The sequence below is a fragment of the Rhodococcus xishaensis genome (assembly GCF_004011825.1).
Taxonomy (GTDB): domain Bacteria; phylum Actinomycetota; class Actinomycetes; order Mycobacteriales; family Mycobacteriaceae; genus Prescottella; species Prescottella xishaensis.
In genome coordinates, this window is the sequence record NZ_RKLO01000002.1 from 460,305 (window position 1) to 476,938 (window position 16,634).

General features: G+C 67.6%; 14 protein-coding genes and 1 tRNA gene. 6 read left to right on the forward strand and 9 right to left on the reverse strand.

From position 1 onward, the window contains the following. Positions 1-133: 133 nt before the first annotated feature. From mutA to meaB, 3 genes are read left to right on the forward strand one after another with little or no spacing between them, the layout of a single operon-like run. On the forward strand, positions 134-2,038 hold the full coding sequence (gene mutA / locus EGT50_RS06555) for a methylmalonyl-CoA mutase small subunit (RefSeq protein WP_127951776.1): 1,905 nt from the start codon (positions 134-136) through the stop codon (positions 2,036-2,038). Continuing rightward, positions 2,035-4,284 (forward strand): methylmalonyl-CoA mutase, encoded by a 2,250-nt coding sequence (scpA, locus tag EGT50_RS06560; RefSeq protein ID WP_127951778.1) that lies wholly within the window; start codon positions 2,035-2,037, stop codon positions 4,282-4,284. Before mutA ends, scpA begins: the two co-directional genes overlap by 4 nt. A 4-nt stretch (positions 4,285-4,288) precedes the next feature. Next, a complete protein-coding gene (gene meaB / locus EGT50_RS06565) occupies positions 4,289-5,281 on the forward strand; it encodes a methylmalonyl Co-A mutase-associated GTPase MeaB (RefSeq protein WP_127951780.1) in 993 nt (330 codons plus the stop codon). A 36-nt stretch (positions 5,282-5,317) separates the two neighbouring features. On the opposite strand, the gene EGT50_RS06570 is transcribed toward meaB, so the two are convergent. From EGT50_RS06570 to EGT50_RS06595, 6 genes are all read right to left on the reverse strand, one after another. After that, positions 5,318-6,382 (reverse strand): nucleoside hydrolase, encoded by a 1,065-nt coding sequence (locus EGT50_RS06570; protein ID WP_127951782.1) that lies wholly within the window; start codon positions 6,380-6,382, stop codon positions 5,318-5,320. Between the two features lie 136 nt (positions 6,383-6,518). Then, positions 6,519-7,778, reverse strand: coding sequence for a CoA transferase (locus EGT50_RS06575; protein WP_235870614.1), 1,260 nt, complete (start codon positions 7,776-7,778; stop codon positions 6,519-6,521). 46 nt (positions 7,779-7,824) lie between these two features. Next, entirely contained in the window at positions 7,825-9,072 is a 1,248-nt protein-coding gene (locus tag EGT50_RS06580; protein ID WP_127951784.1) for a saccharopine dehydrogenase family protein, read from the reverse strand. Positions 9,073-9,138: 66 nt separating this feature from the next. Further along, complete coding sequence (locus EGT50_RS06585; protein WP_206615770.1) at positions 9,139-9,513, reverse strand: DUF2784 domain-containing protein; 375 nt, start codon at positions 9,511-9,513, stop codon at positions 9,139-9,141. A gap of 45 nt (positions 9,514-9,558) precedes the next feature. Beyond that, positions 9,559-9,954, reverse strand: coding sequence for a universal stress protein (locus tag EGT50_RS06590; RefSeq protein WP_127951786.1), 396 nt, complete (start codon positions 9,952-9,954; stop codon positions 9,559-9,561). 120 nt (positions 9,955-10,074) lie between these two features. After that, positions 10,075-11,529, reverse strand: a complete 1,455-nt coding sequence (locus EGT50_RS06595) for an SDR family NAD(P)-dependent oxidoreductase (protein ID WP_127951788.1) — start codon at positions 11,527-11,529, stop codon at positions 10,075-10,077. A gap of 206 nt (positions 11,530-11,735) precedes the next feature. Here EGT50_RS06595 and EGT50_RS06600 point away from each other — a divergent pair, with 206 nt between their 5' ends. Continuing rightward, the gene (locus EGT50_RS06600) at positions 11,736-12,959 is read left to right on the forward strand and encodes a S8 family serine peptidase (RefSeq protein ID WP_127951790.1); all 1,224 of its coding nucleotides are present in this window, start codon (positions 11,736-11,738) and stop codon (positions 12,957-12,959) included. A 78-nt stretch (positions 12,960-13,037) separates the two neighbouring features. Here EGT50_RS06600 and EGT50_RS06605 read toward each other — a convergent pair. After that, positions 13,038-13,123: transfer RNA gene (locus tag EGT50_RS06605), tRNA-Leu, on the reverse strand. A 199-nt stretch (positions 13,124-13,322) separates the two neighbouring features. On the opposite strand from EGT50_RS06605, the gene EGT50_RS06610 reads away from it, so the two are divergent. Continuing rightward, positions 13,323-14,675 (forward strand): M20/M25/M40 family metallo-hydrolase, encoded by a 1,353-nt coding sequence (locus EGT50_RS06610; protein WP_127951792.1) that lies wholly within the window; start codon positions 13,323-13,325, stop codon positions 14,673-14,675. An 18-nt stretch (positions 14,676-14,693) separates the two neighbouring features. Next, positions 14,694-15,224: a YbhB/YbcL family Raf kinase inhibitor-like protein gene (locus tag EGT50_RS06615; RefSeq protein ID WP_127951795.1), complete on the forward strand. Its 531-nt coding sequence runs from the start codon at positions 14,694-14,696 to the stop codon at positions 15,222-15,224. A gap of 88 nt (positions 15,225-15,312) precedes the next feature. On the opposite strand, the gene EGT50_RS06620 is transcribed toward EGT50_RS06615, so the two are convergent. Next, the gene (locus EGT50_RS06620; protein WP_127951797.1) at positions 15,313-16,383 is read right to left on the reverse strand and encodes a quinone-dependent dihydroorotate dehydrogenase; all 1,071 of its coding nucleotides are present in this window, start codon (positions 16,381-16,383) and stop codon (positions 15,313-15,315) included. Between the two features lie 8 nt (positions 16,384-16,391). Beyond that, entirely contained in the window at positions 16,392-16,631 is a 240-nt protein-coding gene (locus tag EGT50_RS06625) for a DUF5703 family protein (protein ID WP_127951799.1), read from the reverse strand. Between the last annotated feature and the right edge of the window lie 3 nt (positions 16,632-16,634).

Below are 16,634 nucleotides of genomic sequence, written 5' to 3' on the forward strand. Positions count from 1 at the left end.
GTGGCCTGACGCCCGCGTTGCGGGGGATGCGGTTAGCATCACAGATCATAGGATCGCAATCGTCCCATTTGTTTACCCGATTGGAAGTCCGTTCGCGATGGTGAACGCCAGGAGAGTGAGAGGGAGCCGCCCAGTGTCACCAGCTTCAGAGGCCGAGGACGCCGCGCGCGCCTACACGGAATGGCAGCAGGCTGTGGCCGGCGTGCTCGCCAAGTCCCGCCGCGTGGACGCTGCCGAGCTGGGCCCGGAACCGCAGAAGCTTCTCGAGACGACCACGTACGACCGCGTCACCGTCTCGCCGCTGTACACCAGGCGGGACGAGCTTCCCGAGGCCCCACTGCCGGGCCAGTTCCCCTTCGTCCGTGGGGCAGACGGCGCCCGTGACGTCAACTCCGGTTGGCTCGTCAGCGCGCGTTTCGGCCAGGAGGGACAGGACGCCAACGAAGTCAATCGCGCGATCCTCGACGGACTCGAGAACGGCGTGAGCGCCGTGTCGCTGTCGATCGGCGGCAAGCACCTACCCGTCGCCTCACTCGATGCCCTGCTCGACGGCGTGTTGCTGGATCTGGCGCCGCTGACCCTCGAGGCCGGTGCGGAGACCGTCGCCGCGACCCAGCAACTCTACGCACTCCTCGACAAGCGTGCCGCGAGCGGCGGGGGCACCGACCGGACCCGGATCCGGGTCGGGCTCGGAGCGTCCCCGCTCACCGATGCGTTCTCAGGTGCGGCCGGTGTCGAGTTCGACGAGGCCCCCGCTCTCGCGGACACCGCCGCATCCCGCGCGGAAGCCGTGCGTGCGATCACGGTGGACGGCACCACATTCCACAATGCCGGTGCCAGCGACGCCGAGGAACTCGGCGCGTCGATCGCGGCCGGTGTCGACTACCTCCGGGCGCTCACCGGGCAGGGCTTGGCGATTTCGGCAGCGCTGGGCCAGATCGAGTTCCGGTTCGCCGCTACCGACGACCAGTTCCAGACCATCGCGAAGTTCCGTGCCGGACGCCAGGTCTGGGCGCGTGTGGCGCAAGTGTGCGGCGCCGCCGAGTTCGGCGGTGGCGTCCAGCACGCAGTCACCTCGGCCGCGATGATGTCGCAGCGTGATCCGTGGGTGAACATGCTCCGCACGACCCTCGCCGCATTCGGTGCCGGCGTCGGCGGCGCCGACTCGGTGACAGTCCTGCCGTTCGATGTCGCGCTGCCCGCGGGTGCTGCCGGCGTCTCGAAGTCGTTCTCCGAGAGGATCGCCCGCAACACCCAGCTGCTGCTGCTCGAGGAGGCGCACCTCGGTCGCGTCCTCGATCCGGGTGCTGGTTCGTGGTACGTCGAGCAGTTGACAGCGCAGGTCGCCGAGAAGGCGTGGGAGTTCTTCCAGCAGATCGAGGCTGTCGGCGGCTATCGTGCCGCGCTCGCGGCCGGCGTCGTCGCCGACCGGATCGCCGCGACGAAGGCCACCCGCGACTCTGACATCGCGCACCGCCGAACGGCTGTCACAGGTGTCAACGAGTTCCCGAACCTCGGTGAGGACCCACTGCCCGCCGACGCCGCGGAGACCGGTGCCACCGTCGCCCGCTACGCCGCCGCGTTCGAGGCACTGCGCGATCGCTCGGATGCCTTCCTCGCCGCGAACGGCGCTCGGCCGCAGGTACTCCTGGCGCCGCTCGGGCCGGTCGCCGAGCACAACGTGCGGTCGACCTTTGCGGCCAACCTGCTCGCCTCCGGCGGCATCGAAGCGGTCAACCCGGGTCCGCTCGATCCGACCGCAGGCAGCATCGCCAAGGCCGTCGAGGAGTCGGACGCGAGGATCGCGGTGCTGTGCGGCACCGACAAGCGCTACGGCGAGCAGGGTGCCGTGGCCGTCGCCGCGCTCCGTGACGCCGGTATCGATCGGGTGCTGCTGGCCGGCCCCGAGAAGACCTTCAAAGATATCGAGGGCGGCCCCGCCGACGGGCGTCCCGACGCATTCCTGACCGCCCGCATCGATGCAGTCGCAGCGCTGACCGAACTGTTCGATGCAATCGAAGCTGGGAGCATCAAGTGACAACGAACGAGGTCGAGCACCTCATCGGCAGCTTTGCCGACGTCGCGTTGACGGACCCGGAGTTCCCTCAGCCGGCTGCCCCCACCGCGGAGCAGACCGATGCGCTCGTCGAGAACGTCGCCACGGCGAACAACTACACCACCGATCAGGTGGTGTGGTCGACGCCCGAGGGCATCGACGTGCGCCCGGTGTACACCAAGGCCAACCGGGATGCGGTCGAGGCTGATGGGTACCCGCTCGGCAGCTTCCCTGGGATCGAGCCGTTCCTGCGCGGCCCGTACCCGACGATGTACGTCAACCAGCCGTGGACCATCCGTCAGTACGCGGGCTTCTCGACCGCCGCGGAGTCGAACGCTTTCTACCGCCGCAACCTCGCAGCTGGTCAGAAGGGTCTGTCGGTCGCGTTCGACCTCGCGACGCACCGAGGCTACGACTCCGACCATCCCCGGGTGCAGGGTGACGTCGGCATGGCCGGTGTCGCGATCGACTCGATCCTGGACATGCGACAGCTGTTCGACGGGATCGACCTGTCGCAGGTGTCGGTGTCGATGACGATGAATGGCGCTGTGCTTCCGATCCTCGCGCTGTACGTCGTGGCGGCCGAGGAACAGGGTGTGGCCCCCGAGCAGCTGGCCGGAACCATTCAGAACGACATTCTGAAAGAGTTCATGGTCCGCAACACGTACATCTACCCGCCGAAGCCGTCGATGCGGATCATCTCCGACATCTTCGGCTACACGAGCGCGAAGATGCCGCGGTTCAACTCGATCTCGATCTCCGGCTACCACATCCAGGAAGCCGGCGCGACAGCCGATCTGGAGCTGGCGTACACCCTCGCCGACGGCATCGAGTACATCCGTGCGGGTCTCGACGCGGGCATGGACATCGACAAGTTCGCGCCACGGCTGTCGTTCTTCTGGGCGATCGGCATGAACTTCTACATGGAGGTGGCCAAGCTGCGGGCCGGCCGGCTGCTGTGGGCCGAACTCGTCGACAAGTTCTCCCCGAAGTTGGCCAAGTCCAAGTCGCTGCGCACCCACTCACAGACGTCGGGTTGGTCGTTGACCGCCCAGGACGTGTTCAACAACGTGGCGCGGACCTGTATCGAGGCTATGGCCGCGACGCAGGGCCACACCCAGTCGCTGCACACCAACGCGCTCGACGAGGCGCTGGCGCTGCCGACCGACTTCTCCGCCCGCATCGCCCGCAACACGCAGCTGCTGATCCAGCAGGAGTCGAACACGGTCCGGCCGATCGACCCGTGGGGCGGGTCGTACTACGTCGAGTGGCTCACCCACGAGCTCGCGAATCGGGCCCGCAAGCACATCGCCGAGGTTGAGGAGGCCGGCGGCATGGCGCAGGCGATCGGCGAAGGGATCCCGAAACTCCGCATCGAGGAGGCCGCGGCCCGCACGCAGGCACGTATCGACTCGGGTCGTCAGCCTGTCATCGGCGTCAACAAGTATCAGATCGACGAGGACCACGAGATCGAGGTCCTCAAGGTCGAGAACTCGAAGGTGCGCGCCGAGCAGATCGCCAAGCTCGAGCAGTTGCGCGCCGAGCGCGACGAGTCCGCCACGCAGGCCGCGCTCGCCGAGCTCACCCGGGCAGCCGCGTCGAACGAAGGCGGCATGGAGAACAACCTGTTGGCCCTCGCGATCGACGCCGCCCGCGCCAAGGCGACCGTCGGTGAGATCTCCGATGCGCTCGAAAAGGTCTACGGGCGCCACCAGGCCGAGATCCGGACCATCAGCGGTGTGTACCGGGACGAGGCCGGAAAGGTGAGCAACATTTCCAGAGCAACCGAACTCGTCGAGAGGTTCGCCGAACTGGAGGGCCGCCGTCCTCGTATCCTCGTCGCGAAGATGGGCCAGGACGGTCACGACCGAGGACAGAAGGTGATCTCCACGGCCTTCGCCGACCTCGGCTTCGACGTCGACGTGGGACCGCTGTTCCAGACCCCCGAAGAGGTCGCCGCGCAGGCGGCAGACAACGATGTCCACGTCGTGGGCGTGTCGTCGTTGGCGGCGGGTCACCTCACCCTGGTGCCCGCGCTGCGGGAGGCACTGGCCGCGGTCGGTCGCCCGGACATCATGATCGTCGTCGGCGGCGTCATCCCACCGGGGGACTTCGACGAGCTGTACGAGGCCGGCGCAGCGGCGATCTTCCCGCCAGGCACGGTCATCGCGGACGCAGCCGCAGGGCTGCTCGAGAAGCTGGCCGGCCAACTGGGTCACGACCTCTAACGGCATGGGGAGGCCACCTGTCGACGTCAAGACTCTGGCTGCGGCGGTGCGCAACAACGAGCGCGCCGGGTTGGCGAGGGCGATCACCCTGGTCGAGTCGACCCGTGCCGATCACCGAGAGCAGGCCCAGCAGCTGCTGCTGAACCTGCTCCCGGACGCCGGGGGAGCGCTCCGGGTCGGGATCACCGGGGTCCCGGGCGTCGGAAAGTCGACCTTCATCGACGCGCTCGGCATGTATCTGATCGGGAAGGGACACCGCGTCGCGGTCCTCGCGGTCGACCCGTCGTCCACCCGCACCGGCGGGTCGATCCTCGGCGACAAGACGCGCATGGCGAGGCTTGCGGTCGAGAAGAGCGCCTACATCCGGCCGTCCCCGACGGCGGGCACTCTCGGGGGCGTCGCGAAGGCGACGCGAGAGACGATCGTGCTGCTGGAGGCCGCCGGGTTCGACGTGATCCTGGTCGAGACGGTCGGCGTGGGGCAGTCCGAGGTGACCGTCGCGAACATGGTCGACTGCTTCTGCTTCTTGACGATCGCCCGCACCGGTGATCAGTTGCAGGGCATCAAGAAGGGCGTGCTCGAGCTCGCCGACGTGGTTGCGGTCAACAAGGCCGACGGAAAGCATCAGGTGGAGGCGAAGGCCGCGGCCCGCGAGCTCGCGGGTGCGATGCGGCTGATCCATCCACACGATGCGATCTGGAAGCCGCCGGTGATCACCATGAGCGGTCTCGAGGGCACCGGGCTCGACGAGTTCTGGCGCACCGTCCTGAGGCATCGCGACACCCTCACCGAGGCAGGGCAGTTCGAGGAGAACCGGCGGCGCCAGCAGGTCGACTGGACGTGGACGATGGTGCGCGACCAGCTGCTGCGACGACTCGAATCGAACGAACGGGTCAGAAGGATCCGGGGCGAGATCGAGGCCCAGGTGCGCGAGGGCTCGCTCACCGCTGCGCTCGCAGCGCATCGTATCCTCGACGCGTTCGACAGGACCGAATAGCAGTTTGCCGCAAGGAGGCTCGAGGAAGGGGATCGTCTACGCCTCGGGGCCGGATCCCTTCACCGCTCGGTCCACGGTCCGCGCGAAGGTCGCCACCCGGTCGACGAGGTCGTCGAGAAACGCATCGGGATCGGTGTCCAACGCCACCCGCGCGTTCGGCGGTCTGCCCCACAGCCCGAACCAGTCCGCGACGGTTTGGCCGCGCGTGATCCGCCCTTCCGTTTCGACGTCAACAGTGGCGCTGCGGTACTGGGCGACGTCGGGATCGAGCGCGACCGCGGCCACGAACGGGTCGTGCATGTGGGCGATGAACCCCTGCCCGTGGTCGCGGTGGAACTCGAAGTAGAAGCGCACAGCGTCGGACAGATGGCGCACAACGGGATTCGACGTCGCGGATCGCGTCGACGGGGCGTCTTCGGTGCGGATGGTCTCAACGGGTGTGCTGCCGGAGAGTTCGGCAATCCGTCGTAGGTGTTCGGGGCGCAAGACGATCCGCTCGGTCACGTCGAGTCCGCACACGATTGGGGTGCGGTCCGCGGGAACCTCGGAGAACGCCGCGAAAACCTCGGCGGCCGCCTCGGGATCGACCGAGATGTTCCATTCCGCAACGGGAGTCGTGTTGCCGGGATGATGAAAGGCGCCACCCATGATGACAAGGCGCCGGAGTCGTGCGGGGAGGGCGGGGTCGGCGCGGACTGCAAGCGCGAGGTTGGTGAGGGGGCCGGTGACCAGCCCCACCAACTCCCCGGGACGTTCCCTGGTGAGGTCGATCCATGCCTGTGTCGCGGTCCGGTCGGACGGGCGATGCGTCGGCGCCGGGAGGATCGCGTACCCGATGCCCTGCGGTCCGTGCGTGTCCTCGGTGGTGCGCAGTGGCGTGGACAGCGGCCCGGCGGCGCCCACCGCCACCTCGATGTCGGTTCGACCGCACAGTTCGAGCCATGCCAGGTTGTTCTGCGCGACCTGGGAGGTCGGGACGTTGCCGGCCGTCGACAGGACCGCCACGATCTCGGCGTCGTCTCGGGCGAGGAGGTAGAGCAGGGCGAGCGAATCGTCGATGCCGGTGTCGACGTCGACGATCAGCGATGTCCGCGCGCTCACCGGGGACCGCGGCCCATCCAGGCGTGTGTGCGGTGGGGTTCAGGGTGATTTCCCGAGCGTGCGATCTGGCACTTGTCATGGGCGGTGGGGTGTTCGGACACGATTCCATGATGGAGGATGCGGCGCGATCGTGCGATCACCACCGCGGCGGGTCGGAACCCCAGGCGCGGGCGGGGAACGGATAGTCGTCGAACTCCGCGAGGGCTGGTCGGGCCGTGGTGATCCCGCCGTGGGTGACAGCGGTATCCGCCCCCGGGAGGCGCGCCGGCCGAGCGGACCTCCGGCGGTTCGGGCGCCCGAGTAGCCACGCCGCGGTCCGTGCCAGGGAGACACTGACGTCGCGGCCCGCCCCGTCACCACGGGCATCGATGAGAGCATCGATCACACCGGACGCCAGTAGGTAACCCGAGGCATGGTCGAGCGCCTGAGCCGGCAGCGCGCCCGGCTTCCCGTCAGCGCCCTCGATCATCGCGATGCCTGACGCGGCCTGGACGATGCTGTCGAACCCACGCCGGCCGGCCCAGGGCCCCGACTCGCCCCACGCGCTGACCCGCCCGTGGATCAGGCCAGGTTTGACCGATCCGGGTGCCCCGACCAGGGATTCGAGCGCGCCAGGCCGGTACCCCGTCACAAGGATGTCGGCATCGCCGAGCAGGGTCCGGAACTGCGTGAGCCCCACGGCGGCCCGCAGATCGATCCGAGCGGACCTCTTACCCTGCCCGCTTTCGCGGTGCTGCCATTCGATCTCCGGCATCTGCGGCGGATCGATTCGCAGGACGTCGGCGCCCAACAGGGCCAGCGAACGCGACGCGACCGGACCGGCCACGACCCGGGTCAGGTCCAGCACCCGCACACCCGCGAGCAGGGCGTCGCCGGTGGGCATCCGCAGCCGTCCGTGATCGGACCGGACCTGCACGCTGACAAGGTCGCCGGATGCGGCGGCAACGCCGGGCACCGAGGCGGCCCAGTCACTCTCGGTGCGGACGCGGGTCGCGATCGCGCCCACACTTACCGCACGGTCCTCGACGTCCGAGGCCGACATCCGCGCGAGTTGCGCGGCGAACCGTTCGCGATCGGTGTCCTGGGGCAGCCCGACAGCGCCCAGGATCCGACGTCGGTGATGCTGGTAGTTGGCGTGGATGCGCACCCAGCCATCAGCAGTCGAGAAAAACCCGGACAACTCGGCAAACGCGTCGACCTGGGCGCCGTTCCAGCGGAACATCCTCTCGCCGCTGAACGCGGCCGCGATCCGCTCCGGCCGGATCGGCCGGCCGGCGGATGGGAGCCCGGCGGCACGGCGCAATCGGTCCACCGCTGCCCGGAACGTTCTCACCGCGGTCCACGCCAGCTCGTCGGTCGGCAGACACGACGACAGGTAGCCCTCGAAGTCGATCACAGCGACAGCGAGGCAGTTCGCGTGTCAGGAGCCGAGCCGGCCCGGCTCACATACGTCGCACCTCGATGGTGAATCCAGCGGCCCGGAGGCGGTCGACGAGCACGTCACCCAGCGCGGTCGCCGGGGTCAAGACGCCACCGGGCGACTCCGGAAGATCGTCGTGCTGCAACGCCAGCGAAAGTGCGGACTCGCCGAGCATCACCGCGGTCGCGGCATAGCCGGGATCGCCCTGGGCGGAGACCCGGGACATGTAGCGCGCCCCGGACGTCGTGCGGGTGTACGCATCGGTGGTGAAGTACCCCTGCTGGCGGCTCTTCTCGCTCGGCCCCTCGCCCGGCTTGGGCAGCACACGGTCGAGCAGCCACCGTGTGGGCGGGAACGACAACCCAGCCATGAGACCCCCGAGGACGGCCCCGACCCCGACGGAGATCGCGGGAGACGCGAACGATGATCCGACGCTCATCACCTCCCGATACCGGAACTCGCGCCCGTACCCCCACCCGCTGAGCGCGTTGCTGCGGCGGACGACACGGGTGTTGAACGGAGCCATCACGAACGGGGCCTTCCACCCGCGCAGTTCCGGCGCGATGTCCGAGCCGCGGACCATCATCGACACGTCGGGCTGCCTGCCGAGGTCGGGCTCGGCTGAACGATCGGGGCTCAGCGAGTACGGCGATGCCGCTAGGCGCCGCAACTTCGCGTCGTGCTTGACCACGTCCAGTTGCGTGCGCATCGAGTCGATCGTGCCTCCGCTGACTCCGCCACGCATCTTGACGACCAGCGTCGTGTCGGTCAGACTGCCCTCTCCGTCGGCCTGGACCTGCCGATTCAGCACGTGGACACCGAGATCGGACGGAATGGAATCGAACCCGCACGAATGCACGATGCGCGCGCCGGTGGACCGGGCAGTGTCGTGGAAGCGGTCGATGCTCTCCCTGGCGAAGAGCACCTCGCCGGTGAGATCGACGTAGTCGGTTCCGGCTTCGGCGCATGCGCGCACGAGGGGGAGTCCGTACTTCGCATACGGCCCGACGGTGGTCGCGATGACATGAGCGGCGGCCGCGAGGTCCCGAAGCGAGGACTCGTCCGTCGCATCGGCGCGCAGCAGCGGCCAGTCCGCAGCTTCCGGCCCGAGTTCGGCGCGGACCTGTTCGAGGCGCTCGACGGATCGTCCGGCGAGACCGATACGAGTACCCTCCGGCGCGTGCTGCGCAAGGTACTCGGCTGTGAGGCGGCCGACGAAACCAGTGGCTCCGTAGACGACAACGTCAAGATCGCGTGAGCGTGAGTTCATGGCTCAACGTTACTCGAGAGTAGGCCCCCGAGCGACATGGGGGAACGGCGACATCGGGAAGGGAGGTCAAACCGCGGCGTGGCGCCGACGGCGAAGCCACGGACGGACAAACCCGGCCCACGACACGAGCACGGCCACCGCCACGAGCGTGCGCACGAGATCGACCGCATTCTCGGGATACACCACGCCGGTCAGGTAGTGGTCGATGAAACCGCTCGACGGCAGCAGCGCCTCTCCGCCCCGATCCCGGGCCCAGTTCTCGAGGTGGGTAAGGGGGCAGTCGAAGCCGAACAGGACGGTACTGAAGCCCCAGGTGACGGCGATGACGTGCAGCCAGATGGTGCGCCTCCAGCGCCACGCGAGGAACCCTCCCACCACGACATAGCCGAGGAAGGCCAAGTGGACGATCACTGTTGCGTCCGCCAACATCCGATACAGCACCCCGACACCTCCCACCGCGGGGATGTGACCTCATCCAATACCAGGTTACTGCGGTTGTTTGACCACCAGTACCGGCACGTCGACCTCGAGCAGCAGACGTTGGAGAGACCGCTCGAGGAGGAACTTGCCGATCGGCGTCATCCGACGGCCGCCCGCGACGAACAAGCCGGCGCCGCTGTCGGCAATCAGATCGACGAGTGCCCCGACCGGGTCACCACTGTGCTCGGAGGTCCGCAGTTCCCACGGGGATTCGCCCACCCCGCCCTCGTTGAGTACGCACTGCACAGTGGTTCGCGCCGCGTCGACCTGCGAGGGCGTTGATGCGTCGTCGACGATGTGCAGCACGAGGAGTTGCTCGCGCCGACGCATCGCCTCCCGGGCGGCGTGCACCACCGCCCAACGGCCCTCGGGCGTGTCGCTGAACGCAACGGCGATGGCCATGGAACCTCCCGGGAGAAATTGGTGTCGGGTGGGTGCGTCCAGTATTCCCGGTCCGGAGCTGAATCCGGGTGTGCCACGCGTCTCTCTTCGCTGCGTAGATCGTCACCAGGGGGCAGATCGTCACCAGGGAGAGGGCTCGTAGTCCTTCAGGAAGCATCCGTACAGGTCGACGCCCCGCTCGCCCTGCACGATCGGGTCGTACACGCGAGCGGCGCCGTCGACGAGGTCGAGTGGGGCGTGGAAGCCCTCCTCAGCCAGTCGCAGCTTTGTGTAGTGCGGGCGCTCGTCGGTGATCCAGCCCGTGTCCACTGCGGTCATGAGGATCCGGTCGGCCAGCATGTCCTTGGCGCTGGTGCGAGTGAGCATGTTCAGCGCGGCCTTCGCCATGTTGGTGTGCGGATGGCCGGGGCCCTTGTAGGCGCGGCCGAACTGGCCCTCCATCGCCGAGACGTTGACCACATACTTCCGCCGGGCCGCGGCTGCAGCCATGGACGCCCGCAGGCGGGAGACGAGGATGAACGGGGCCACCGAGTTGCAGAGCTGCACCTCGAGCAACTCGATCGGATCGACCTCTTCGACGGTCTGCACCCAGCTGTTGGTGTGCTCGAGATCGGGCAGCAGACCGCCCGCGTCGATCGCGACACCCCGCTCGATGCGTGCCGGCGTCGCCGACCCCGCCACGAGCGCGAGCGAGCTGACCTCGTCGGCCGACAGGCTCGCCGATGCCGCCAGTGAAGCGGTCGAGAGCGAGCCGGCCAGGGCCGCCGGATGTGCCTCGCTGGTCTTGCCGAACGTCACGACCTCGGGCAGCGCACCGGCGGGCAGGGGGCCGGACTCGGCGTCGACCAGGGCGCTGTATGCCCCGGCTGAGCGGCGGACGGTCTGCGCTGCGTTGTTGATCAGAATGTCGAGCGGTCCCTGCGCGGCAACGGAATCGGCCAGAGCCACCACTTGCGCGGGATCACGGAGGTCGATGCCGACGACACGGAGCCGGTCGATCCAGTCGGCGCTGTCCTCCATGGCCTTGAACCGTCTGACGGCATCGTTGGGGAAGCGCGTGGTGATCGTCAGGTGCGTGCCGTCGCGCAGCAGGCGCAACGCGATGTACATGCCGATCTTGGCGCGCCCGCCCGTCAGCAACGCCCGACGCCCGGTCAGATCCGTGCGTTGATCCCGTTTGGCGTGGCTGCGCGCGGCGCAATCCGGGCACAGCTGGTGGTAGAACGCGTCGACCTGGGTGTAGCGCTGTTTGCAGATGTAGCACGGGCGTGGACGGATGAGGGTGCCCGCGGTCGCGCCGGCGGCGGTGGACTTCAGCGGGATTCCGGCGGTCTCGTCGTCGATCCGGTCGGGCGAGCCGGTCGCGGTGGCGGCGACGACGGCGCGGTCTGCCACAGAGATCGCGTCGCGGGCCTCCTTGCGCCGCAGCTGCTTGAGTTTCTTGAACATGTTGCCGACCGCGCGTTGCACGACAACGGAATCCGGGTGATCGGCGTCAAGTCGGGATGCCTCCGCCAGCACCCGTAGGCAGGTCTCCAGGTCGGTGGGGTCGATACCCGTCATCGGTTGTGCCATCGGTGGGTAACTCAGTCCTGATCTCGTGCGGGTACCTGACCCGGAGCGGGCCGACGCCTGAGTCTACCGACTGAGTGAACCGGGACTTCGGGGCGCTGCACGGGTGACACGGCGCCGACGCGGGAGGACCATTTGAAGTATCAGGGGGATTGCCCCCCGAGGGCAGTCCCCCGCTCGAGCGACAACCCTCGAGGAGGGTGATGACAATGAACGAGTCGAAGGGGTCGTCCGGCCAATCCGGGGTGGACGATGCAGGCGGAGGCCCAACAGGGAGTGCCGTCGGAACTTTCGAAATGTTGCATGCGGAAACGGTGGTGCCGGTCGAACCTCCCTTGCAGAAGGAGGGACCCTTCCTTCCCGAACTGACCGAGGTCGATCTGCTCGTGCGGGCGCCGGAGGCACGGCGTGACTTCAACGTCTCGGGATCAGGGGTGACGGTGGCGGTGCTCGACACCGGACTGCGGACCACCCACGTCGACTTCGCGGGCCGGATAATGCCGGGCCGCAACTTCACCGCCGACTACGGCGGCGATCCCGAGGAGGTCGCCGACGGTCATGGACACGGGACCAGCGTGGCGGGGATCGCCGTCGCGGGAAGGATCCACACCGGCGTCGCCCCCAGTGCGAGGATCGTCCCGGTGAAGGTGCTCGCCAACGACGGCACCGGTCGCTTCGCCGACATCCGCGATGCGCTGGATTGGGTGCTCGATCGGCGGGCAACGCTGGGGATCTCGGCTCTGTGCCTGGCGACGGGCGCTGCCGACAACCGCACGACGGATACCGACATGCCCGGCGACATGATCGGAGCGCTGCTGCAAGAACTCACCGACGAGGGCGTGTGCTGTTGTGTCGCCGCGGGCAACGATTACTACGCGCACGGGGGCATGCAGGGCATGTGCTATCCGGCGGTCTTCCGGCAGACGGTCAGTGTCGGTGCCGTGTACGACGCAGACGAGGGCAGTTTCCGGTATCGCTACGGCGCGAAGGCATTCGAATCGAACTCGGATCGGCTGACGCCGTTCACGCAACGGTTGCACCGGACCGTGGGTGGTCCGAGCGCAACCGACACGTTCGCCCCCGGCGCCCCGATCACGTCGTCCGGAATCCTCAACGACACCGCGGAGTCGATCCAGTACGGCGCCAGCCAGGCGACGCCGGTGGTGCTCGGAGTCGTCGCGTTGCTGCAGTCGTTCTACCTGCGGACGAAGGGCCAGTTGCCGACGGTCACCGATGTGAAGCGTTGGCTACAGCGCGGTTCGACCGTTGTCTTCGACGGCGCCGACGACCACGACAACGTCAACCACACCGAACTCACCTTTCCCCGGGTGAGCGCCATCGGATCACTGCTCGCATGTGCGAAGGATCTTGCGGTGCGGGAACTTTCGAAGGCGGACCGCGCCGGGCTGGGGACGGAGGCGATGCAGGACTGAACGCGCGGCCCGAAATGCAAGACGACAGATCCCCCGGCTCGTGGAGCCGGGGGATCTGTCGTCTGTCTCAACTCAGAGTGTCCGAGGGGGGACTTGAACCCCCACGTCCGTTAATAGGACACTAGCACCTCAAGCTAGCGCGTCTGCCATTCCGCCACTCGGACTCGTTCGTTGCTCGCGTCTTCGCGAGATATTCGGTTGTCTGTAGTTTCGCCCGCTCTCCGCGGTGCCAGGAAAGATTATCCGATATTGACCCGTGTCCCTAATCGCCTGGTCAGATGATATTTCTGTGCGATGTGTATGCGGATGTATATGGGAATGTCGCATCACAAGCGCAGCGCGTGACGGTGGTAGGAAAGTGATGTGGCACCAATCGAAGATTCTGTGGCAGTTGGTCGCGCCGAATCCGAGGTCGTCGACCTCGTCAGCGCACTCATCCGGTTCGACACCTCGAACACCGGTGAACTCGAGACCACAAAGGGGGAGCGGGAGTGCGCCCTCTGGGTGAAGGACAAGCTCGACGAGGTCGGGTACGAGACCGAGTACGTAGAGTCCGGGGCGCCCGGCCGGGGCAACGTCTTTGCGCGGCTTCGAGGTGCGGACCCGGCACGCGGGACGCTGATGGTGCACGGACATCTCGACGTCGTTCCGGCCGAACCCTCCGACTGGAGCGTGCATCCCTTCTCCGGTGCGGTCGAGGAAGGCTACGTGTGGGGACGTGGCGCCGTGGACATGAAGGACATGTGCGGGATGATGCTGGCGCTCGCGCGCCAGTTCAAGATCGAGGGCACAGTACCGCCACGTGACATCTTGTTCGCCTTCGTCGCGGACGAGGAGGCCGGGGGCAAGTACGGCTGTCAGTGGCTGGTCGACCACCGTCCGGACCTGTTCGACGGCGTCACCGACGCCGTCGGGGAAGTCGGTGGGTTCTCCCTGACCATCTCGCGAGCGGATGGCACCGAAAAACGTCTCTACCTCGTCGAGACGGCGGAGAAGAGTCTCGGCTGGATGCGGCTGACCGCGAAGGCCGCCGCGGGCCACGGCTCGTTCCTGCACGACGAGAACGCCGTTACCATGCTCGCCGACGCGGTCTCGCGCCTCGGAAACCACACGTTCCCGCTGGTGTTATCGGACTCCGTGGCCGAGTTCCTGACGGTGCTTGCACAGGAGGCCGGGGTCGAGTTCGATCCGGACTCTCCGGACATCGACGGCGCGCTCGCCAAGCTGGGCTCGATTGCACGAATCGTCGGTGCGACCCTCCGGGACACCGCGAATCCGACGATGTTGCGCGCCGGCTACAAGGCGAACGTCGTCCCGCAGAGCGCCGAGGCGGTCGTCGACTGCCGGGTGCTGCCGGGCCGTCAGGCAGCCTTCGAACGCGAAGTGGACGAGTTGATCGGCCCGCACGTGACCCGTGAATGGATCACCAAGCTCGACTCCTACGAGACGACGTTCGACGGTGCTCTGGTGGACGCGATGAACGCGGCCGTTCTCGCGCACGATCCGAACGGGCGCACAGCGCCATACATGCTCTCCGGGGGAACGGATGCAAAAGCTTTCGCACGGTTGGGGATTCGCTGCTTCGGGTTCGCCCCGCTGCAGTTGCCCCCAGAGCTGGACTTCGCCGCACTGTTCCACGGCGTCGACGAACGGGTGCCGGTGGACTCATTGCACTTCGGAACCCGTGTGATGGAACACTTCTTGCTGCACAGCTGATCGCGAGGAAGGAATCTCATGGCTCACGACCCGTACGACGGACTGCCCGCCCTGCCGTCCTTCACGCTGACGTCCGACGACGTCACCGACGGTGCACCACTGAACAACGATCAGGTCAGTGGGATCTTCGGTGCCGGCGGTCACGACATCTCACCACAACTGTCGTGGTCCGGCTTTCCAGCCGAGACGAAGAGCTTCGCCGTGACCGTGTTCGATCCGGACGCACCGACCGCGTCCGGTTTCTGGCACTGGGCGGTCGCCAACATCCCGGTCACCACGACATCACTCCCCGCAGGTGCCGGCGACGACACCGGTTCGGGGCTGCCCGCGGGCGCGGTGACACTGAAGAACGACGGCGGTCTCGCACGCTTTCTCGGCGCCGCGCCCCCGAAGGGCCACGGTCCGCACCGCTACATGATCGCGGTCCACGCGGTCGACGTCGAGAGGATCGACGTCACGCCTGAGTCGAAGCCGGCGTTCCTCGGATTCAATCTGTACTCCCACGCGATCGCCCGCGCCGTGATCACCGGAACCTACGAGCAGCGTTAGGCCCAGCAGCAGCCCGGGTGGACGGGAAGTCGGTGTCGATACCTCAGGGGGGCGATAGCTCAGGCCGGTGGAGTTCAGGGCCGGTGGGTCAGGTGTGTGCGCCCGCACCCACTGCGTCGCTGATCGAGCGGAAGCCGCCCTCACGAACCTTGCGGGCCAGCCCCTTGTGGAGCCTGCGGGCGTAGAACGGGCCGCCATAGATGAATCCGGTGTAGCCCTGAACCAGCGACGCGCCCGCGAGGATTCGTTCCCACGCCTGGTCGGCGGTCTCGATGCCGCCGACTGAGATCAGCACCAGCTTGTCGCCGACGCGAGCGTGCAGACGCCGTAACACCTCGAGCGAGCGCGCGGCGACCGGCGCGCCCGAGAGCCCGCCCGCGCCGATCTCGTCGATGCGGGATTGCGGGGTGCGCAGACCGGAACGTCCGATCGTGGTGTTGGTCGCCACGATTCCGGCAAGCCCGAGTTCGACCGCGAGATCGGCGACGGCGTCGACGTCCTCGTCCGACAGGTCGGGGGCGATCTTCACGAGCACCGGAACACGGACGGTGTCGAGAACGGCCTGCAGCAGCGGCCGCAACGACTCGACCGCCTGTAGGTCACGCAATCCCGGTGTGTTCGGGGAACTCACGTTGACGACGAGGAAGTCGGCGAGCGGCCCGAGCAGGCGCGCGCTCTCGGTGTAGTCCGCGGCGGCAGCCTCGGCAGGGACGATCTTGGTCTTGCCGATGTTGGCGCCGATCGGCACGTCCGCGCGCCGGTGCCGCAAGTAGTTGGCCGCGTTCCCGGCGCCGTGGTTGTTGAAGCCCATTCGGTTGATCAGCGCCCGATCGTGGGGGAGCCGGAACAGACGCGGCACCGGATTGCCCGGTTGCGGCTGCGCGGTGACGGTACCCACCTCGGCGAATCCGAACCCCATGGGCCCCCACGTGTCGACGCCAGTGGCGTCCTTGTCGAATCCGGCGGCCAGTCCGACCGGCGCGGGGAAGTCCACATCGAACGCCCGCACGCGCAGCACAGGATCGTCGATCACGAGCACCTTGGCGACCAGCGCGCGGATCGGTGCGAAGCGTGTGACAAGGCGCATCGCGGCAAACGCCAAGTGGTGGATGCGTTCCGGTGGCACCCGGAACATCAGACGCAGCAGCAGGTAGTACACGAGTCTCCCTAGATTCCAGGTGCCGGAATGTGGTGGGCGGTCTTGCGCCGACGGAGCAGGATCCGGCGGCTGCCGTCGGTGTAGAGCCGCACACGGGACAGCTCCCAGCCACCGAACTCGGCCTGCAGCGCCAAACGCAAAGAGGCGCTGACACGGGTCACCTCACGTGGTAGTCGCAGCGGCAGGTACTCGAACTCGTCCGAGTCCGTCTCCCACTCGAGCGGGATTCCACGGAAGCGACGCGACACAGC